Here is a 20,343-nt window from a genome sequence, read left to right on the forward strand (position 1 = left end):
CCTCTCCCAAGCCAAGGAGTTGTTTGTGCTTACCAACGAGCCCTCGTTCCGGCTCGGCCTCATCGGCACCGGCATCGTCGGCGACCTGCACCTGCGGGCCGCGCGGAACCTGCCCCAGGTCACGGTCGGCGCGGTCTGCGACATCCGCGCCGACGCCGCGCGGCGCGCGGCCGAGGAGGCGGGCGCCACCGCCTACACCTCGCACCGGGAGATGCTCGCCCGCGAGCGGCTGGACGGCGTGATCATCACCTCGCCGCACAACCTGCACGCCGAGATGACCGTGGACGCGGCCGGCGCGGGTGTGCACGTCCTGGTGGAGAAGCCGATGGCCACCACGGTCGCCGACTGCACCGCGATGATAGAAGCCTGCGAGGCCGCGGGGGTGACGCTCGCCGTCGGGCACGTGCTGCGCTTCAGCGCCCACGCCCGTCAGGTCGCGGCGCTCCTGGCCTCCGGTGAGCTCGGCCCGGTCCACGCGATCAGCCACCGCAGAACGGCCCATTACGAGCGTGGCTCGCGTCCCGACTGGTTCTTCGACCCGGTCGCGGCCGGCGGCGGCATCGTGATGAACGTCGGCACCCATGGTCTCGACCGCATCCAGTGGCTCGGCGCCGGCGAGATCGAGTCGGTCCACGCCCACCTGTGGCGGCGGCGCGGCCTGGACATCGAGACCGACGCGGTCGGCGTCATCGGCCTGTCGAGCGGCGTCAAGGCGAACTTCCTGTTCACCAGCGCCGGCCTGCCCTACACCGACGAGACGCTCGTGATCTGCGAACGGGGCTCGCTGCGCTGGTCGGCCACCGAGGGCACCTTCGTCAGCGACGGCGGTGCCGAACGGCAGATCACGCCGGGCGGGGACCACCCGGAGGCGGCCTTCACCGAGCAACTCGCCGACTTCGCCGACGCCTGCACGACGGGCCGCCCGCCGCTGGTCGGGGGTGACTACGGCCGGTCCGTCGTGGCCGCGGTCCTGACGATCTACGAGTCGGCCGTCCGCGATCGCCCAGAAACGGTCGGTTCCGCCTTGCTGAAGAACCCGGCATGAGCGGCCGCCTGGCCTTCAGCACCCTCGGCTGCCCCGGCGCGCCGGTCGAGCAGGTGATCGAGCTGGCACGCGAGCACGGCTGCGAAGGCATCGAGCTCCGGTGTGCCACCGGCGAGATCCTGCCGCCCACGGCCACCGACGCCGAGGCCCGGACAGTCGGGACCCGGTTCGCGGAAGCGGGCATCGAGATCATCTGCCTCGCCTCCTACGTGCAGGTCGGGATGCCGGGCGAGGGGGCCGCGCTCGCCCGGCATCTGGAGCTCGCGCGGCTGGCCGGCGCGTCGTTCGTACGGGTCTTCGGAGGAGACCCGGACGACCCCGGGGTGGCGGGCCGCGCCGTCACGACCCTGCGGGCCGAGGCCGGGAGCGCCGCACGGTCCGGGGTGCGGATCCTGCTCGAAACGCATGACGCCTTCCTCACCGGACGCGCCGTCGCCGACGTGCTCTCCCAGGTCGGCTCCCCGCACGTCGGAGCCCTCTGGGACGTCGTCAACCCGTGGCGTGCGGGTGAGCCCCCGGCCGTCACGGCCGAGGCGCTGCGCCCCTGGCTGGCCCACGTACAGGTGAAGGACGTCACCTCCACCACCGACCTCGCGCCCGTGCTGCCGGGCGCCGGAGCCGTGCCCCTCGACGCGTTCGCCGGGGAACTGACCCGTCTCGGCTACGGCGGCTGGACCTGCCTGGAGTGGGAGGCCGCCTGGTACCCGCAGGCCGCGCCTTTGCATGAGGCCCTGTCCGTCTTCCGCTCGCTGATGTCGGAGGACATCCGATGATCGAGAACCTGAACGATCCGCTCGAAGCGCTCTCCACACCGTCCGAGGCCGTGGCCGACGGCCTCGCCCGCACCGCGGGCGACCTGATGCTGCTGGGCGCCGGAGGCAAGATCGGCCCCGGCCTCGCGGTGATGGCCCGCCGGGCCCTCGACGCCCGCCGTTCCACCGCCCGGGTGATCGCCGTCGCGCGCACCCTCTCCGGCGAGGACGAGGCGTTCATGAAGCAGGCCGGAGTGGAGATCGTCCGGGCCGACCTGCTCGACGACGCCGACCTGGCCCGCCTGCCCGAGGCCGAGCGCGTCGTCTACCTGGCCGGACGCAAGTTCGGCACGCACGGCTCCGAACACGGCACGTGGGCGCTCAACACCTACCTGCCGGGACGCGTCATGCAGCGCTTCCCGGGATCCCGCGTCGTCGCCTTCTCCACCGGGAACGTCTACCCCCTCGTCCCGGTGGCCGGCGGCGGAGCCGACGAGGACACCCCTTCGAGCCCGGCCGGTGAATACGCGCAGTCCTGCCTCGGCCGCGAACGCATCATCGAGCACTTCTCGCGCGTCCAGGGCACCCCGGCCGCCATCGTCCGCCTCAACTACGCCGTCGAGATGCGCTACGGCGTCCTGCTCGAACTGGCGCAGGCCGTCCACCGGGGCGAGTCGATCGACCTGGCGACGGGCAGCGTCAACGTCATCTGGCAGGGCGACGTCAACGCCATGACGCTGCGCCTCTTCGAGCACTGCGCCACCCCACCGCTGATCCTCAACATGGCCGGACCCGAGACCGCGTCGGTCCGCTGGCTGGCCGGACAGCTGGCCGCCCGACTCGGGGTCACGCCGCGCTTCACCGGTGGCGAGGAGCCGACGGCCCTGCTCTCCAACGCCGCACGCTCGCACGCCCTGTTCGGCTACCCGACCGTCCCGCTGATGCGCCTGCTCGACGCCACCGCCCGCTGGGTGGCCTCCGGGGGAGCGGTGCACGGCAAGGCCACCCACTTCCAAGAACGAGAAGGACGCTTCTGATGCCAGCCATCCTGGCGCCCTCCGCAGCACGCACCCTGCTGGAAGGCGTCATCATCCCCGCGCACCCCCTCGTCATCGCCGCCGACGGCACGCTCGACGAGCGCCGCCAGCGAGCGTTGACCCGGTACTACCTCGACGCCGGAGCGGGTGGCCTCGCCGTAGGCGTTCACACCACCCAGTTCGGCATCCGTACGGCGGGTCTGCTGGAGCCGGTGTTGCGGCTGGCCGCGGACGAAGCCGCCACGGCCGGCACCCGGGCGAGCGGCCCGGCCCCGGTGCTGGTCGCGGGCGTGGCAGGCGGTACGGCCGAGGCCGTCCGCGAGGCCGAGCTGGCCGCCTCCCTGGGCTACGACCTGGCCATGGTCATCCTGCGCGGCCTGGACCACCTGCCCGATCGCGAGCTCGTCGCCCACCTGGCCGAGATCGGCGAGGTGCTGCCGCTCTGCGGGTTCTACCTGCAGCCGGCCGTGGGCGGCCGCGTCCTCGGCGTGGACTTCTGGCGCCGGGCGGCCCAGCTCCCGGCGCTACGTGCGGTGAAGATCGCGCCGTTCGACCGCTACCGCACGATCGACGTGGTCCGGGCGGTCTGTGAGTCCGGCCGGGCCGAGGAGATCGCCCTGTACACCGGTAACGACGACAACATCCTGGTCGACCTGCTCACCGAGTTCTCGGTGGAGGTGGAAGGCAAGCCGGTCGTCAAGCGCATCGTCGGCGGACTGCTCGGCCAGACGGCGGTGTGGACCCACCGGGCCGTGGAGCTGCTGCACCGCGCCCACGAGGCGGTCAGGAGCGGACAGGTGGACGCCGGGCTGCTCACGCTCGCCGCGCGGCTCACCGACGCCAACGGCGCGGTCTTCGACGTGGCGCACGGGTTCGCGGGCTGCATCGCCGGAGTGCACGAGGTGCTGCGCCGCCAGGGCCTGCTGGCCGAGGTACGGCTGCTCGACCCGGCCGAGGGCCTGTCGCCCGGCCAGGCCGAGGAGCTCGACCGCGTCATCGCCGCCTACCCCGAGCTGGTGGACGACGAGTTCGTCGCCCGGCATCGCGACGCGTGGCTGGAGGCGGCATGAAGAAGATCACCGCCTTACTGGCGGCGCTGATCGTGGCCTCGACACCGCTCCAGGCGATGCCCGCCACCGCCGCCGCCGCCGACGGGCCCAACCTGGTGCCGAACCCCGGGTTCGAGACGACCACGCCCTCCACCGAAGCCTGCCCGGCACCCGCCTGGTGCACGCCGTGGCAGAGCTCCACCTACGCCATCGACACCACGGTGGCCGCGGAGGGCGGCCGGTCGATGCGGATCGACGGCTCGCCGACCAAGAAGATCGGCGGGTACGTCACCGTCCCGCTCAACCAGACGACCACCCCGATCGTGCACATCTCCGCCAAGGTGAAGCTCGACGCGATCACCCTGGCCGACTACACCGACTTCCCCGGCGCGGCCCGCGTCTCGCTCAACTTCAGCTACGTCGACAGCGCGGGGACCACCGTCTACACCGGCTCCGGCCTGCTCGGCGGCATCCTCACCGGCACCAGGGACTGGAGCGCCGTGGAGGGCACCTTCAAGGTGCCGCCGCTGACCACGCGGGTCCAGATCATCAACACCGTGCAGACCTCCACGGGCACCATGTGGGTGGACGACGTGCGGGTGACGCCGGGGTCGGCCTGGCTCTATCCCGAACGCGCCACCAAGAAGGCCGCGCCGGGCAGCGACGCCACGTTCCTGGTCACGGTCACCAACCGGCGCGCCGTGGCCGACACCCTGCGGCTCGCGGTGGACCGCGGCACGGTGAGCCCGGCGGTGACCGCGCCACTGAAGCCGGGGGAGTCCACCCTGGTCACGGTGACCGTTCCGGGCTCCGCCGTACTGACCGCCACGCCCAGTGGTGACGCGGCATCGGCACAGCGGGCCACGCTCACGGTGGAGGAGGCCACCGCCAAGGGCGGCGAACCTCGGGTCTACGCGACGCCCGCGGAGCTGGACCCCCTGCGCGAGCGCATCGCGGGGCGGCCGTGGGCGGCCAAGGCCTTCGACACCACCGTCAAGGCGGAGGCCGACGCCTGGCTGGGCAGGCCGCTGGACAAGACCGTCTTCCACGGCGGCTGGAGCGGCAACTTCAAATGCCCCGGCACCAACACCATGCTGACCTTCGACTACGACAGCCCCACGAGCCATCGGTGCCCGCTCGACGGCAAGACCTACAGCGGCGAGCCGTACGACAGCGCATGGGTGGAGATCTGGCACAACAACGCCGCGCAGGGCGCTTCCGACCTGGCGCTCGCCTACCGGGTGACCGGCGGTGAGCAGTACGCGGCCAAAGCGCGTGACATCCTGCTCTACTACGCCGACCGGTTCCTGTCCGTGCCGCTCAACCCGCTCTACGGGCGCATCCACTACCAGTCGCTGGACGAGGCGGTCGCGGCCATCGGGCTGATCGACGCCTACGACCTGATCCGCGACGGCCTCACCGAGGCCGAGCGGGTGAACATCGAGGGCAATCTGCTGCGCCCGCTGGCCGAGCTGCTGATCTCCAGCCCGATGGCGACCTCCAACTTCCAGGCCTGGACGGCCGCGGCGGTGCACGGGGTCGGCGCGGCGATCGACGACGCCGGACTGCGCGATGCCGCGCTGAAGGACACCGAGTTCCTGCTGGACAAGGCGATCGTGAGCGACGGCTGGTGGTGGGAGGGCTCGGCCAGCTACCACCTGTACGCGCTCCAGGCGCTCACCCAGGTCGCCATCTCGGCGCGGGAGAAGGACTACCCGCACGATCCGCGCTTCAAGTCGATGTACACCACGCTCCTGCCGTACCTGTATCCGGACCTGACCGTCCCCGCGGCCGGTGACGGCGGCACCTGGGGACGGAGATTCGGCCCCAACTTCACGATGTTCGCCGAATGGGCCTATGCCACCTACGACGACCCCGACTTCGCCGCCGGGCTCGGGCTGGCCTACCACAATCTCGGCCAGCCGCGAGGCGACCGGTGGGCGCTGCGGTACGGCGCCGACGAGATCCCGAAGAGCCCAGGTGTACGGCAGCGCAGCACCACCTTCCGCGGCCTGGGCGAGACCGTGCTGCGCGGGGGCGAGCCGGCCAACCTCGTCCCCAACGGGGACTTCACGGAGGCGGCACTGGAGGACGCGGGCAAGCCGGCCTCCTGGGCGCTGACCGGGACCTGGAAGAAGGGCGCAGTGACGGGCCAGGCGACCCAGACCTTCCCGGTGGACGGCACTCGCCTGTCACATCTGCGGCTGTCGGCCCTGGGCCGCGGATCGGTCAAGCTGACCTTCCTCGACCGGAAGGGCAGGAAGATCAGCGCGACCGAGGGAGAGAAGGAGCTCCAGGTACCGGTCAAGGCGCGTGCCGTACGGCTGGCGATCGACGGCGGCTTCGAGCGGCTCGACCTGTGGCCGGCCGACCTGGCCCGGGACGGCGGCTTCGAGGACGGCGGCACGTCCTGGGCCCGCGAGGGCCGCACGGCGATCTCGCCGCTTGCCTATCGCGGCGGCTCGGCGGCGACGGCCACGCAAGGGCGCTGGAGCAGCGACATCCCGGTCACCGGCGGCCTCGTCGGCGCCGTCGAGCTGAAGGCGCGGGTCCAGGGGATCGGCCGGATCGAGCTGTCGTTCGTGAAGAAGGACGGCACGACCACCGAGCCCGTCTCCACAGCCTTCGCAGGCACCTGGAAGGCCGCCGGGGTGCACGGCCCGGTTCCGCGTGAGGCGGTCGCGGCGCGGGTGTCCCTCGTCTCGGACAGGGGCGTGGGGTTCTTCGACGACGTCGCCCTGCTGTACGGCTCGGCGGTGGACCCCTTCCAGGCCGACGCGATCCGGATGGACCACGGCATCCCGGGCGGCAGCCACGGCCACGCCGACAAGCTGCACGTCGACGTGACCGGCGGCGGGCTGCAGTCGACCGATCTCGGCATGGTCTACGGCTCCGACAACGCCGACCTGACCAACAACTGGTACCGCGAGAGCGTCTCGCACAACACGGTCGTCGTGGACGGCCGAAGCCAGGACCGCACCATGCGCGGCTCCCTGAACTTCTTCGGCACCAGCCCCGGGCTGCGGGTGGCCGACGCCGGAGCCAAGGACGGGGACGTGGCCATCCGCCGCGCGGACCTGATGACCGACCGCTACACGCTCGACGTGTTCGACGCCTCGGGGAGCACCGCGCACCGCTACGACCAGTCGTGGCACGGGCAGGGGACGCTGGAGGTGAGCGGGCCCGCCATGACGCCGCCGCCCTGCGGCGACTGCGTGCTCGACCCGGCCGACACCGACTTCGGCTACCACCGGCTCAAGCGGGTCGCCGAGGGCACGGCGGCGGACGGGCGGTGGCAGGCGCAGTGGACCTCCGACACGGCGGTGCTCTCGCTGCGGTCGCTGGAGCCGACCTCGACCGGGGTCCTGCACACCAGCGGGCCGGGCGAGGCCACCACCGGCAAGCCCATCCCGTTCCTGCTGGCCAGACGGGAGGGGACGGCGCGGACGCGGTTCACCACGCTGATCGAGACCCGCTCACTGGCGGACCGGCCGGCCGTGAGCGAGGCCCGGCGAATCGCCGACGGGCACGTGCGGGTCGACCTGACCGCCGGCCTCCGCGACGACGTGCTCTTCGACTCCGGCTACGCGCTGCTCAGGCGGGCCGCGAACGGCGCACCGGTCAGCGTGGACCTGATGCGCCGCGCCGCGGTCTCCGTGGACGGCGTCGACTGGGTCAAGGTCTCGCAGCCGATCGAGCGGGCGTCGGTGGCCTACGCCGGGTCCGAGCTGCGGCTGACCGTGCCGCGCGGAGCGACCGGGCGGTATGAGATCTCGGTCCACGCGCCAGGTGTACGAGATGTCACTTTGAATGGACATTCCGTGAGATACATCCGATCCGGCGACAGGGTCACCGTCGCCGTCACGGTCTCCTAGGAGCTCGCGATGGCGGCGCTCCTGCGGCCCTACCATCCTGCCGACCTGGCCGGAATCTACCGGGTGTGCCTGCTCGTCGACGGGGCGGGCCGGGCGGAGGCGCCCCGCTTCCACGCCGCCGACCTGCCCGGTCACCTCTACGCGGGGCCGTACGCGGTCGCCGATCCCGGCCTGGCCTCCGTCGTCGCCGACGAGCAGGGGATCGGCGGCTACGTCGTCGCCACCGCGTCCACCGAGAAGTTCCTCGGGTGGGCCCGCGAGCACTGGTGGCCGGTGCTGCGCGAGCAGTACCCCCGCCGTCCCGATCCCGGCGACGGCACCCTCGACCACCGCTACGTCGATGTGATCCACGACTACCCGGACACGCCTCGGCCCTGGTTCACCAGCCACCCGGCCCAGGCGCACATCAAGCTCACCGCGCGGCTGCGGGGCACGGGCTGGGGCCACCGCCTCATGTCGGCCCTGATCGCGTCGTTGCGGGAACGGCAGGTGCCCGGCCTGCACCTCGGCGTCGCCGAGACCAACGTCCGGGCCCTGGCCTTCTATGCCGCGCTCGGCTTCACCGAAGCCGAGCGTCACCCCTGGGGACGCACGCTCGTCCTCGATCTCTGAACAGGAGCCAGCCATGAGAGGAAAGGTCCTCACCGCACTCGTCTCCCTCTTCGCCCTCGTCCCCGGCACCGCCCTGGCCGCACCCCGTGTCAACACCTTCGAACGGCCCGAACGGGGCACCGCCTACACCCTGAGCCAGTGGGCGGCCGACGGCTGGAGCGCGCCCTGGCAGGAGGGCATGGACACCCGTACCTGGATCGACGGCTACAACTTCAACCACTCGGGCGGCAAGTCGCTGCGCGTCTTCTACCCCAAGGGCAAGATCGGACCGGCCGACTCCGGCGCCCAGGCGCCGCTCGCGCTGACCCCGGCCCGTGAGTACTACCTGTCCTACTGGGCGCGCTACAGCAGCGACTTCAGCTGGGGCAGCACGGAGTTCGCCGGGAAGCTGGGACTCGGTCTGGCCGGCGGCGCCGCGTGCTCGGGAGGCCAGGTCTGCGACGGCTACAACGGCTTCAGCTCGCGCATGATCTGGCGGCGCAACAACGGCCAGGCGGCGATCTACTACTACCACATGGGTCACGCCGGGCAGTACGGCGACTACGCCGTGCTCAAGCGCAACGGCGCCGACATCCTCTATCCGCGCGGGGAGTGGTTCAACGTCGTCCAGAGGCTCAAGGTCAACACCGTCACCAACGGCAACGCCAACCCCGACGGCGAGATCGAGATCTTCTACAACGGCGTCTCGGCCGCCACCGTCACCGGGCTTCGCTTCGTGCGCAACGGCGACCTGATCGACAGGGCCTACTTCTCCTCCTTCTTCGGCGGGGCGACCACCGACTTCGCGCCCGCCAACGACTCCTGGATCTGGTACGACGACCTCAAGGTGTCGACCAACCGGGCCGACATCTGCGAGCTGGCGCCCGGTGGCTGCCACACCCGCACCTTCGAGGCCGAGAACTACAGCGCGATGAAGGGCGTCATCACCGAGCCCACGCCCGACACGGGCGGCGGGCAGCACGTCGGCTCCTTCGACAGCACCGACTGGATCGCCTTCGGCGGGGTCACCATCCCGTCGGCCGGGCGCTACCTGGTGGAGTACCGCGTCGCCTCGCCGAACAACGGCGGGGTGATCTCGCTGGACCTCAACGAGGGCGCCACCCCGCTCGGAAACATCGATGTGCCGAACACCGGAAGCTGGTCGAGCTACCGGACGATCTCCCGTGAAGTCGACCTGCCCGCTGGGACACACCAGTTCGGCGTCTACGCGGTGACGGGCGGCTTCAACCTCAACAGGTGGAAGATCACCCGGCTCTACTGAACCGCTACGAGGGAGCACCCGGACAGGCCGTGATGGTGCGCGGCCTGTCCGGGCCGCAACCCGTCCACGCCACGCGCCCGGCACGACCGTCGACGTCGTCCGCGCGCCGCCGTCAAGCCCTCCCGCGACCTGTGAGGAAAGCCGCATGAGCCTCGTCCCCTTGCCCGCCGCCGTGGTCCCGGCCCGCGGCGCCTTCGCCCTCACCACGGAAACCGGCCTGACGGCGCCGGACGCCCTGCACGGAGTCCTGGCGTGGTTACAGGGCGCCCTGCGCGCGGGGACCGGGCTGCCCCTGCGCGAGTCGGCGTCCGGCTCGATCCGGCTGGAACTCGATCCCGATCTCGCCCCCGAGTCCTACCGGCTGCGGGTCACCCCCGACCACGTGCGCATCGAGGGCGGCGACCCCGCAGGCGTGTTCTACGGCTGCCAGACGCTGCTACAACTGCTGCCGCCCGCCGTACACCGCCGCTCACCCATCACCCCCGGCACGGACTGGGTCATCGGCGCGACCACCGTCACCGACGCGCCGCGGTTTCCGTGGCGCGGCGTCCTGCTCGACGTCGCACGGCACTTCATGCCGGTGCACGGCGTGCTCAGGTTCATCGACCAGATGGCGGCGCACCGGCTCAACCGGCTCCACCTGCACCTTACCGACGACCAGGGCTGGCGTCTGGAGATCGGCCGCTACCCCCGTCTGACCGCGGTGGGAGGGTGGCGTACGGAGACACAGCTAGGTTCCGGGCCCGACGCGGGCACCGACGGCCGGCCGCACGGCGGCTATTACACCCATGACGACATCCGCGAGATCGTCGCCTACGCCGCCGGACGTTTCATCACCGTCGTGCCGGAGATCGAGATGCCCGGTCATGTCCGCGCCGCCCTGGCCGCCTACCCCGAACTGGGCGCCGGGGCGGAGCGACTTCCGGTGTGGACCCGCTGGGGCATCGACGATCACGTGCTCAACGCCGAGGAGCGCACCGTCAGGTTCTTCTGCGACGTGCTGGACGAGGTGATCGATCTGTTCCCGTCGCCGTATGTCTGCGTGGGCGGCGACGAGGCCCCGAAGACCCGCCTGCGCGACGATCCCGCCTCGTGGGCCAGAGCCGCCGAACTCGGGCTCGACAGCGTGGACCGGCTGCCGGGATGGTTCCTGGGGCGCATCGGCCGCCACCTGGCCGGGCACGGCCGCCGCATGCTCGGCTGGGACGACCTGCTCGAAGGCGACCTGCCGGCCGGGACGACGCTCCTGTCCTGGCGCGGCATGTCCGGCGCCGTCGTCGCGGCCCGCCGGGGACACGATGTGATCAGCTGCCCCGACAACCACGCCTATCTCGACTACCGGCAGTCCGACCTGGACATCGAGCCGATACCGCAGTCCGTCGTCCTGGACCTCGACCGCGTCTACGCCTTCGAGCCCGTGCCCGCGGAGCTTTCTCCCGAGGAGGCCTGCCATGTGATCGGGGGCCAGGCCAACATCTGGACGGAGTACATGGACTCCGGACGTGTGGTCGACTATTTCGCCTTTCCCCGCCTGGCGGCGATCGCGGAAGTCCTGTGGACTCCGGCCCGCCTGCGTGACCTGCCCGGTTTCCGCGAGCGCATGGAAACCCACCTGCTGCGCCTGGAAGCCATGGGGATCGAGTTCCGCCGGGCGCAGGGCCCGGAACCGTGGCAACAACGGCCCGGGATCGCCGGACGCCCCAGGACCGAGGAGGAACGCGACGCCCACATCGCCCGCATCACCGGCCGGTCGTACCCCCAGGCGAAGGCGTTGACGGGACACACCCCGTAGGGCCGCGGCGGAGGTCAGGCGGACCGGCGGACGACGAGAGCCGGATCGAAGATCACCGAGGTCGGCGGAAGGCCCGGCTCCTCGATGCGGGCCAGGAGCAGGCGGGCCATCTCGGCGGCCATGTCCTCCACCGGGTGGCGGACCGTGGTGAGCGGCGGACGGCAGGCGGTGGCCACGCTGCTGTCGTCGAAACCCACGACCGCGACGTCCTCGGGAACCCGGCGGCCGTGCTGCCGCAGCGCGGGAAGGGCCCCCTGGGCCATGAGGTCGTTGCCCACGAACAGGCCGTCGAGGTCGGGATGTTCGGCCAGGAGCCGTTCCATGGCGGCCTCCCCGCTGCCGTAGGTGAACCCGCCCTCGGCGCAGGGGATGTAGGAGTGGCCGTGCGCCGCCATGGCGTCGCGGAAGCCGGCCAGCCGCTCCTGGCTCGCGGGCACGTCGAGCGGGCCGGAGATCGTGGCGATCCGCCGCCGTCCCAGTGCCCACAGATGGTCGGCGGCGAGCTTCGCCCCGGCCCGGTGGTCGACGTCGACGTAGCTGATGGGGATGGGCCGGGCCGGTTTGGCGAACAGCACCGTCGGCACCCGCGCCTCGACGAGGAGCGCGGGGAGGGGGTCCTCGGCGTGGGTGGACACCAGCGCGGCCCCGTCGGCGTTGCCCTGCCGGAGGTAGGTGACGATCTGGTCGCGACTCTGGTCGGTCTCGGCGAACATCAGGGTGGGATGCACGCCGCGCGTGCTCAGGAAGCTCACGACGCCGGCCACCACGCGTCCGAAGAACGGGTCGGTGAAGACGGTGAAGCGCTGGTCGTCGTCGCCGTCCCCGGCACCGGAGACGACCAGCCCGATCGCGCCGGTCCTTCTCGTCACCAGAGACCGCGCCGCCGAGTTGGGCACGTATCCGATCGCGCTGATGGCGTGGCGCACCTTCTCCTGGATCGCGGGATCGACGTTGCGGATGCCGTTGATCACCCTGGAGACGGTGGCGCGCGAGACCCCCGCCACGCGCGCCACGTCTTCCAGGGTGGGGAGGGATTGCGATGCCGGGAGCCGAGGGGTCATGTGGGCTTTATAGCAGAGAAGGGGAGAGCGCTCTCCAAAGCGGTTCACCCGAATACGGCGGCGGACAACGGAAGGTCGGCCGACGAGCGGCCGGCCAGGACGGTGAAGCCGCCGGGTTCGGTGCGCCAGGCGCCCTGCCCGGCGTCCCAGTGCTGGAAGGCCCGGGCGGGGAGCCGCACGTCCACCTCGACGCTCTCGCCGGGCCGCGCCTCGGCCGTGGCGTGGCCCGCCAGCCAGCGCGGCGGGCGGGCGAGGGACGTCTCCGGTCGCGCCAGGTAGACCTGGACGACCTCGCGCCCCGGCCGCTCGCCGATGTTGCGCACCCGTACGCGGACCGTCACCGGCAGCCCAGGGGCGGCCTCGGCGGGCACCGACAGCTCCTCGTACGCCCAGGTGGTGTAGCCCAGCCCGTGCCCGAACCAGTACGCCGGAGGCTCCGCCTCGCGCAGCCAGGCACGGTAGCCGATGTCCAGGCCCTCGGCGTAGGTGAGCGTGCCGTCCACGGGAACGGTGGAGACCAGGGACCGGCCGGCGAAGGTGACGGGCAGGCGGCCGCCGGGCTCGGCCCGCCCGAACAGGACGTCCGCCAGCCCGTGCCCCGCCTCCTGCCCGGGGAACCAGCTCAGCAGCACGGCCGGCACCTCCTCGCGCCACGGGAGGGCGACGGGGCCACCGGCGTTGACGATCACGATGGTGGCCGGGTTGGCCGCCGCCACCGTCCGGACGAGCTTGTCCTGGGGGCCGGGGAGGTTCAGGTCCGTCCGGTCGGCGCCCTCGCTCTCGGCGTCCTGACCGGTCCCCACCACCACGACGGCGAGGTCGGCGGAGCGCGCGAGGTCGGCCGCGGCCCGCAGCCCGGCCGTCTCCTCCGGCCGGGGCGGGCCGGCGGCCAGCGCCGAGGCCACTCCGCTTCCGGGGTCGAGACGCCGCCGGGACACCAGTTCGACGTCCCGGCCCGCCTCGAGCGGCAGCCGGGCCGTCCGGTACGGCGGGGAGAGGTGCACGGTCGCCGGGTCGTCGGTGTCGCGTTCCACCTCCTCGTCGATCAGCACGCGGCCGTCGGCTTCCAGGGTGACGCGACCCCAGCCCGCGACGCCCAGCTCCCACGGCCCGGTGACGTCGGGGCGCAGGAGCGCGCGGATCTCGACGACCGCCGCGCGGGCGGGCACCGTGCGCGCCGGCTCCGGAACGTGGCCGGTCAGGCGGTGCTCGGCGTGGAGCTCCCGGCCGGCGGCGTCCAGCAGCCGGACCAGCAGGCCGGGCTCGCCGGTGCGCGGATCCCGGGCGTTGGCCGTGCCGAGGGGGGTGGGACGGGCGCCGTGCGAGACGCCGGGGCAGTGGACCACCTCCACCGTGGCGGGCAGGGCTTCCCGGATGCCGTCGAGGAGCGACACCGTGCGCCGGGGGTACACACCCGCGCTGCCGCCGCCCTGGATCCGGGGGGTGACGGCGTTCGGCCCGAGCACCGCGACCCGGCGCGGCCGGTCGGGGTCCAGGGGGAGCAGCCCTCCCTCGTTGCGCAGGAGCACCGCGCTCGCCGCGACCGCGCGCCGCAGCAGCATCCGCGCCGCGCGCCCGCCTTCCGGAGCCCCGGACGCCGGGCCGATCGGGAGGTCCGGCGGCCAGGGGTCGTCCGCCGGAAGGCCGAGCGCGCCGACCCGGGCGGCCAGCAGAAGCAGCCGCCTGACCTTGTCGTCGATCGCGGCCTCGGGCACCTGCCCGTCGCGCACGGCGGCGGCCAGCGCCGGCCCCCATGGGCCCTCGGGGCCCGGCATGGCGAGGTCCTGCGCGGCCCGGCCCGCCGGAGCCGTGGAGCGGACGGCCCCCCAGTCCGACACCACCACCCCGTCGAACCCCCACTCGTCCTTCAACGGGTTCGCCAGCAGCGGGTTCTCCGACATCGTGATCGAGTTCACCGCGTTGTAGGCGGACATGACGACCCACACGCCCGCCGCCACCGCGGTCTCGAACGGCGCCAGGTACAGCTCGCGCAGCGTCCGCTCGTCGATCCGCGCGTCGAGGGTGAGCCGTTCGGTCTCGGAGTCGTTGGCGACGTAGTGCTTGGCGGTGGCCGCGACCCCGCCCGCCTGGATTCCGCCGATGAGGGCGGCGCCGATCCGGCCGGCCAGCACCGGGTCCTCCGAGTAGCACTCGAAGTGGCGGCCGGCGAGCGGCGAGCGGTGCAGGTTCAGCGTCGGGGCGAGCAGGACGTGCACCCCCTTGCGCCGCGCCTCGCCGGCGAGCAGCCCGCCGAGCAGGCCGACCAGGTGCTCGTCCCAGGTGGCGGCCAGCGCGGTCGGGCAGGGCAGGGTCAGGGAGGTGTCCCTCTCGTCCCAGCCTTCCCCGCGGACGCCGGCCGGTCCGTCGGAGAACACCATGGCCCGCAGCCCGATGTCCGGCTCGGCGCCGGTGCGCCACACGCTCGCACCGGTGACCAGGCGCGCCTTCTGCTCCAGGTCGAGCTTGCTCACGAGGCGATCGATGTCGTCGTCGGTCACACACGTTCCCTTCGTATCTCGATCTCGGTCAGCAGGTCGCGCTCGGCCGTCCGGCTCCGCACGATCGCGGCGGCGAGGTCCCTGGTGGCGCGGTCCGCCCCGGAGACCTGCTCCGATCGGGACACCAGGGCCGTCTGCTCGACGTGCTCGCGCAGCCGGGTCAGGAAGAGCCGGTCGAAGGCGCCGCCCGTGGCGGCCCCGAGCGCCGCCAGCTCGTCCGGGGTGGCCATGCCCGGCATGTCGTGCCCTTCGTGCGGGTTCCGCGCAGGCAGTCCGGTACGGCCGAGCTCGGCCCGCAGGCGTCGCAACTCCGCTGCGTGAGCCTGCCGGAGACGGCCCGCCAGCCCTCGTACGGCGGGCGAACCCCCGCGTCCCGCACCGAGGTCGAGCAGGAGCAGCGCCCGCTCCTCCATCGCGATCATCAGTTGCAGCCAGGCGGTGTCGGTGGCGTTGAATCCGGCGGCCGTGGCGGGCAGGACGGCGTCGGCAGCGGGCGGATGCGAGGCATGCCGGTCGTGTGATCCAGGTCCGGCGGAACGGGCGAGGCAGCCTCCCACCAGGGCGACCGCCGCCCCGAGCACCAGGAGCAGGACCGCGGGGCCGTGTCTCATGCGAAGTCCCTCGATCAGGTCGGGCCGTGCCGGGCACCGGGTCACGGCGCCCGGCACGGTGATCAGGTCCCCGGGTGAGCCGGGCGGGGGTCAGGGCAGCTCGAAGTTCTCGGTGAGGGCGGCGCCGCGGTGCGGCTTGTACTGGTCGTATCCCCGCGGGTCGCACTGCAGGCCGCCGTTGATGCAGTGCGTCACCAGCGCGTCCAGGATGGCGGGGTCGTCCCAGGCGTTGAAGAAGTCGTAGTGCCAGGTGTAACCGCGCCCGCTGGCCAGCCGCGCCTGCGACAGGTCGCCGCCGGCGGGGAAGGCGATCTTGAACTCCAGCATCGGCACCGCGACCGGGTGGCTGGCCGGGCAGTAGCCGCCGGCCGGGTAGGCCATGTGGCTCTTGTGGTCGGCACTGTCGAGGTGGACGCCGTCCCAGCAGCTCGGCGCCTGGTACCGGACGTTCACCTGGGTACCCGCCGCGCACGACTGCGGGATGTCCCAGCTGTGTGAGATGTCCCCGCACTCGAAGCCCTCGACCGCGCCAGGGGAGTCACGGAACTGCTCCAGCGTCGCCGTCGGGCTGCCCACGACGAAGCGCAGCCCCTGCGGGAACGGCTGGACCCGCCAGTACTCCAGGATCCCGGACTTGTAGTAGATGACCTGGTTCCCGATCGGCTGGATCAGCTGGTCGCCCTTGTAGAAGCTGGGGAACCAGTACGCGGACCGGTCGTGCGGGTTGGTGCAGGACGTGCCGCCGGCGAGCAGCGAGGTCTCCGTGCTGGCGGCGTTCGTCGTCCTGTTCCCGACGAAGGTGTGCATGTGGGACGCGCCGGGAAGGCCGGGGTAGACGATGGGGTCGTCGGGACGGTTGGCCGTCCAGGAGCAGTTGGCCTGGAATTCGTGGTGCGTCACCTGGTCGGTGAAGGTCGGCCTCGGCCTGGGGGTGGTCCCGTCGCCTCCGGCGCCGTACACCTTGAACTCCCACAGGGAGTAGCCGTAGCCGGTGCCGCGCGCCGTGCCGTACATCCGCACGTACCGGCCGGTGCCGGACACCTGGAGGGTCTGGCTGCCTCCGGTGCCGGACGTGGTGGAGTAGACATCGCTCCAGCTCTGCCCGTCGGGCGAGGTCTGGATCTTGAACGCCTTGCCGTAGGCGCCCTCCCAGACCAGCAGGACCTGGGAGATGGTCGCCGGACCGCCGAGGTCGACCTGCAGCCACTGCGGGTCGGCCGCGAGGCTGGACCAGCGGGTCGCGGTGTCGCCGTCGACGGCGGCTCCGGGGCCGTATCCCGCTCCCTCCACCGAGGAGGCGGTGACGACGCGGCCTTGCGAGAGCAGGGCGTCCGCCGCGCGGGCCGGCGCGATCACGAGCAGCGCGGTGGCGACGACCGTGGCCAGCGCGCCGGCGAACAGGGCCAGGTTGAGCCTGGCGGGTCTTCGGGAGGATTTCATGATCTCTCCTTGGGGGGAACCGTCGGACCGGCAAGGAGAGCGCTCTCCAACGAGAGTCGTACGCCGGGTCGCGCTTGTCAAGGCGCGATGACTCCGACCGGAAGGAGAAGTTCACCCGGCCGACACACTGGCATCCGCTCAAAGCCAATGACCTGCGTAAATTCGAATTGGATGTTTCGTGCGAGTGAGCGGCGGATTTCCAGATCGCGGGAAATGGGCCTTGACTGGGTCCGATTTGCCGGGCACTCTCGCCGGTACGGAGAGCGCTCTCCCTCTGTCGCCGGTGCGGCGACCACCCCCCATGTTCGGAGGAGAGACAGTGCGTCCAGCTCGAAGTCCCGGCTTGTCGCGATCGGCCCTGGTCGTCGTCACCCTGGTGGGGCTGCTCCTTTCCGGCCTGGCCTGGCCCGGCCCCGCCTCCGCGGCCGACACCCTGCTGTCACAGGGGAAGCCGGCGACGGCGTCCTCGTCGGAGGGGGCCGCCTACGCCGCCGCCTACGCCGTCGACGGCGACACCGCCAGCCGGTGGTCGAGCTCGTTCAGCGACCCCCAATGGCTGCAGGTCGACCTCGGCGCCCCGGCGACGATCAGCAAGGTCGTCCTGATCTGGGAGACCGCGTACGGCAAGGCGTTCACCCTCCAGACCTCGCCCGACGGCGCGAACTGGACCGACGTCTACCAGACCGCCGCCGGCACCGGCGGCACGCAGACCCTCGCCGTCACCGGCAGCGGCCGGTACGTGCGCATGCACGGCACGGCGCGCGGCACCGGCTACGGCTACTCCCTGTGGGAGTTCCAGGTCTACGGCCAGACCGGCGGACCTCCGGGAGGCGACTGGACGGAGGTGTGGAAGGACGACTTCACCGGCCAGGCCGGCACTTCCCCCGCGGCCGGCGACTGGATCCTGCGCACCGGGAACCAGTATCCGGGCGGCCCGGCGAAGTGGGGCACCGGAGAGGTCGAGACGATGAGCGCCTCCACGGCGAACGTGTCCCTCGACGGCTCCGGCCATCTGAACATCAAGGCGATCAGGGACGCCTCCGGCGCCTGGACCTCGGGCCGGGTCGAGACGCAGCGCACCGACTTCGAGCCGAGGCCGGGGGAGATGCTGAGGTTCAGCGCCCGCGTCAAGCAGCCCGACGTCCCCGGCGCGCTCGGCTACTGGCCGGGCTTCCGCGCGACCGGCGCCGCCTTCCGCGGCAACCACACCAACTGGCCGTCGATCGGCGAGACCGACATCATGACCGACGTCAACGGCCGCGACCAGCTCGCCAACACCCTGCACTGCGGCACCGCCCCCGGCGGAGCCTGCAACGAGTACGACGGCCGCACCAGCGGCTTCGCCACCTGCGGCGGCTGCCAGAGCGACTACCACGACTATGCGCAGGTCATCGACCGCACCACGACGGACGAGGAGATCCGCTTCTACCTCGACGGCAGGCAGACCTGGGTGGTGCGGCAGAGCCAGGTCGGCGTGGCAGCCTGGAACGCCGCCGTCCACCACGGCTTCTACCTGCGCCTGGACCTGGCGATCGGCGGCTCCCTGCCCGACGCGATCGCGGGCCGCACCACGCCGGTCGCCGCCACCACCTCCGGCGGCGTGCTGAGCGTGGATCGCGTCGTGGTCGAACGGCGGTCCGGCACGACGCCCACCGCCATGGCCGACCCGCCCGTTCCCGCCGGGCCGAGCACGGTGAAGGTCACCGGCTCGCAGGGCAACTGGCAGCTGCAGGTGAACGGGTCGCCCTACCTGGTCAAAGGTGTGACCTACGGCCCGCCACAGGGAGCGGCCGACGCGTACATGCGGGACCTGGCCGCCATGGGCGTCAACACGATCCGGATCTGGGGCGTCGACGACATCGCCACCCCCGTGCTGCTCGACACCGCCGCCCGGCACGGCATCAAGGTCATCGTCGGTCACTGGCTCAACCAGGGTGCCGACTACGTGAACGACACCGCCTACAAGACCAGCGTGAAGAACGAGATCGTCGCCCGGGTCAACGCGCTGAAGAACCGCCAGGGCGTGCTGATGTGGGACGTCGGCAACGAGGTCATCCTCACCATGCAGGACCACGGGCTGCCCGCGGACGTCGTCGAGCAGCGGCGGGTGGCCTACGCCAGGTTCATCGACGAGGTGGCCGAGGCGGTCCACGCCGCCGACCCGAACCACCCGGTGACCTCCACCGACGCCTGGACCGGCGCCTGGCCGTACTACAAGGCGTACTCCCCGGCGCTCGACCTGCTCGCCGTCAACGCCTACGGCGCACTCAAGAGCGTCAAGGACGACTGGTCCAAGGGCGGCTACACCAAGCCGTACATCGTCACCGAGTCCGGCCCGGACGGTGAGTGGGAGGTCGCGAACGACGTCAACGGGCAACCCACCGAGCCGACTGACCTGCAGAAACGCGACATGTACAGCGCGAGCTGGGACGCGATCCGCGGCCATCCCGGGGTGGCGCTCGGCACGACCGCCTTCAACTACGGGCTGGAGAACGACTTCGGCGGGGTCTGGCTGAACGTCCTCACCGGAGGGTGGCGGCGGCTGGGGTACCACGCGCTGAAGCAGGCCTACACCGGGCAGTCCGCTGCGAACACCCCGCCGCGGATCACCTCGATGACCGTCGGCTCTCAGACCGAGGTGCCCGCCGGGCGCACCTTCACGGTGGACGCCGCGGTCACCGACCCCGACGGCGACCCGATCCGCTACAACCTGATGTTCAGCGACAAGCACGTCACCGGGAACCGGGGACTGCGGCACGTCTCCTTCATCCAGACCGGCCCGGGACGGTTCTCGGTGACCGCCCCCGAGCAGCTGGGCGTGTGGAAGGTGTACGTCTACGCCTACGACGGCCAGGGCGGCGTCGGCATCGAGCAACGCTCGTTCCGCGTGGTCCCGCCGGTCGTGGACGGGACGAACGTGGCACGCGGGAAGCCCACCACCGCCTCCAGCTTCCAGCCGACCGGCGACGGCGGGCCGTTCACCCCTGATCGCGCCACCGACGGCAGCTTCACCACCAGGTGGGCCAGCGAGTGGGCCGATCCCCAGTGGATCACTGTCGACCTCGGCCAGGTCACCGCGCTCAAGCAGGTCCAGCTCGGCTGGGAGGCCGCCTACGGCAAGGCCTACCAGATCCAGACCTCGGCCGACGGCGCCGACTGGGCCACCGCCTACGGCACCACCACCGGCGACGGCGGTTTCGACCAGATCCCCCTGAACGCCTCCGCCCGGTACGTCCGGCTGAACCTCACCCAGCGAGGCACCGCGTACGGCTACTCGCTGTGGGAGTTCGGCGTCTACAGCTGACGCGCC

Annotated in this window: 13 protein-coding genes; 9 read left to right on the forward strand and 4 right to left on the reverse strand. The window is 72.0% G+C overall.

Features of this window, described 5'->3' with window-relative positions:
• Positions 1 to 25 precede the first annotated feature (25 nt).
• The 8 genes from AB0J87_RS42070 (at position 26) to AB0J87_RS42105 (ending at position 11,423) form a co-directional block, all read left to right on the forward strand.
• Entirely contained in the window at positions 26 to 1,045 is a 1,020-nt protein-coding gene (locus AB0J87_RS42070; protein ID WP_363975721.1) for a Gfo/Idh/MocA family oxidoreductase, read from the forward strand.
• Complete coding sequence (locus tag AB0J87_RS42075; RefSeq protein ID WP_363975724.1) at positions 1,042 to 1,818, forward strand: sugar phosphate isomerase/epimerase family protein; 777 nt, start codon at positions 1,042 to 1,044, stop codon at positions 1,816 to 1,818. The genes AB0J87_RS42070 and AB0J87_RS42075 overlap by 4 nt, the downstream gene beginning before the upstream one ends.
• Positions 1,815 to 2,834 carry an NAD-dependent epimerase/dehydratase family protein gene (locus tag AB0J87_RS42080; protein ID WP_363975727.1) on the forward strand — a complete coding sequence of 340 codons (1,020 nt, stop codon included), beginning with the start codon at positions 1,815 to 1,817 and terminating at the stop codon, positions 2,832 to 2,834. Before AB0J87_RS42075 ends, AB0J87_RS42080 begins: the two co-directional genes overlap by 4 nt.
• The gene (locus AB0J87_RS42085) at positions 2,834 to 3,904 is read left to right on the forward strand and encodes a dihydrodipicolinate synthase family protein (RefSeq protein ID WP_363975731.1); all 1,071 of its coding nucleotides are present in this window, start codon (positions 2,834 to 2,836) and stop codon (positions 3,902 to 3,904) included. Before AB0J87_RS42080 ends, AB0J87_RS42085 begins: the two co-directional genes overlap by 1 nt.
• On the forward strand, positions 3,901 to 7,758 hold the full coding sequence (locus tag AB0J87_RS42090; protein ID WP_363975734.1) for an alginate lyase family protein: 3,858 nt from the start codon (positions 3,901 to 3,903) through the stop codon (positions 7,756 to 7,758). The genes AB0J87_RS42085 and AB0J87_RS42090 overlap by 4 nt, the downstream gene beginning before the upstream one ends.
• A gap of 9 nt (positions 7,759 to 7,767) precedes the next feature.
• Complete coding sequence (locus tag AB0J87_RS42095) at positions 7,768 to 8,370, forward strand: GNAT family N-acetyltransferase (protein WP_363975737.1); 603 nt, start codon at positions 7,768 to 7,770, stop codon at positions 8,368 to 8,370.
• 13 nt (positions 8,371 to 8,383) lie between these two features.
• Entirely contained in the window at positions 8,384 to 9,631 is a 1,248-nt protein-coding gene (locus AB0J87_RS42100) for a carbohydrate-binding protein (protein WP_363975740.1), read from the forward strand.
• Positions 9,632 to 9,776: 145 nt separating this feature from the next.
• Complete coding sequence (locus tag AB0J87_RS42105; protein ID WP_363975742.1) at positions 9,777 to 11,423, forward strand: beta-N-acetylhexosaminidase; 1,647 nt, start codon at positions 9,777 to 9,779, stop codon at positions 11,421 to 11,423.
• 14 nt (positions 11,424 to 11,437) lie between these two features.
• On the opposite strand, the gene AB0J87_RS42110 is transcribed toward AB0J87_RS42105, so the two are convergent.
• The 4 genes from AB0J87_RS42110 to AB0J87_RS42125 form a co-directional block, all read right to left on the reverse strand.
• Positions 11,438 to 12,484 carry a LacI family DNA-binding transcriptional regulator gene (locus tag AB0J87_RS42110; protein WP_363975745.1) on the reverse strand — a complete coding sequence of 349 codons (1,047 nt, stop codon included), beginning with the start codon at positions 12,482 to 12,484 and terminating at the stop codon, positions 11,438 to 11,440.
• Between the two features lie 44 nt (positions 12,485 to 12,528).
• Positions 12,529 to 14,982 (reverse strand): glycoside hydrolase family 3 C-terminal domain-containing protein, encoded by a 2,454-nt coding sequence (locus AB0J87_RS42115; RefSeq protein WP_363975748.1) that lies wholly within the window; start codon positions 14,980 to 14,982, stop codon positions 12,529 to 12,531.
• Positions 14,979 to 15,593 (reverse strand): DUF305 domain-containing protein, encoded by a 615-nt coding sequence (locus tag AB0J87_RS42120; protein WP_363975750.1) that lies wholly within the window; start codon positions 15,591 to 15,593, stop codon positions 14,979 to 14,981. The genes AB0J87_RS42115 and AB0J87_RS42120 overlap by 4 nt, the downstream gene beginning before the upstream one ends.
• A gap of 90 nt (positions 15,594 to 15,683) precedes the next feature.
• Positions 15,684 to 17,033, reverse strand: a complete 1,350-nt coding sequence (locus AB0J87_RS42125; protein WP_363975753.1) for a DUF1996 domain-containing protein — start codon at positions 17,031 to 17,033, stop codon at positions 15,684 to 15,686.
• A 343-nt stretch (positions 17,034 to 17,376) separates the two neighbouring features.
• Here AB0J87_RS42125 and AB0J87_RS42130 point away from each other — a divergent pair, with 343 nt between their 5' ends.
• A complete protein-coding gene (locus tag AB0J87_RS42130) occupies positions 17,377 to 20,337 on the forward strand; it encodes a discoidin domain-containing protein (RefSeq protein ID WP_363975756.1) in 2,961 nt (986 codons plus the stop codon).
• Positions 20,338 to 20,343 lie beyond the last annotated feature (6 nt).

Origin of the sequence: Nonomuraea sp. NPDC049625, from assembly GCF_040675285.1 — a bacterium.
GTDB classification, from domain to species: domain Bacteria; phylum Actinomycetota; class Actinomycetes; order Streptosporangiales; family Streptosporangiaceae; genus Nonomuraea; species Nonomuraea angiospora_A.

What these genes read in the sequence shown, in the direction of transcription:
- AB0J87_RS42075 (WP_363975724.1), top strand. Translation starts at nt 1,042, where the DNA reads ATGAGCGGCCGCCTGGCCTTCAGCACCCTCGGCTGCCCCGGCGCGCCG.
- AB0J87_RS42080 (WP_363975727.1), top strand. Translation starts at nt 1,815, where the DNA reads ATGATCGAGAACCTGAACGATCCGCTCGAAGCGCTCTCCACACCGTCC.
- AB0J87_RS42085 (WP_363975731.1), top strand. Translation starts at nt 2,834, where the DNA reads ATGCCAGCCATCCTGGCGCCCTCCGCAGCACGCACCCTGCTGGAAGGC.
- AB0J87_RS42090 (WP_363975734.1), top strand. Translation starts at nt 3,901, where the DNA reads ATGAAGAAGATCACCGCCTTACTGGCGGCGCTGATCGTGGCCTCGACA.
- AB0J87_RS42095 (WP_363975737.1), top strand. Translation starts at nt 7,768, where the DNA reads ATGGCGGCGCTCCTGCGGCCCTACCATCCTGCCGACCTGGCCGGAATC.
- AB0J87_RS42100 (WP_363975740.1), top strand. Translation starts at nt 8,384, where the DNA reads ATGAGAGGAAAGGTCCTCACCGCACTCGTCTCCCTCTTCGCCCTCGTC.
- AB0J87_RS42105 (WP_363975742.1), top strand. Translation starts at nt 9,777, where the DNA reads ATGAGCCTCGTCCCCTTGCCCGCCGCCGTGGTCCCGGCCCGCGGCGCC.
- AB0J87_RS42110 (WP_363975745.1), bottom strand. Translation starts at nt 12,484, where the DNA reads ATGACCCCTCGGCTCCCGGCATCGCAATCCCTCCCCACCCTGGAAGAC.
- AB0J87_RS42120 (WP_363975750.1), bottom strand. Translation starts at nt 15,593, where the DNA reads ATGAGACACGGCCCCGCGGTCCTGCTCCTGGTGCTCGGGGCGGCGGTC.
- AB0J87_RS42125 (WP_363975753.1), bottom strand. Translation starts at nt 17,033, where the DNA reads ATGAAATCCTCCCGAAGACCCGCCAGGCTCAACCTGGCCCTGTTCGCC.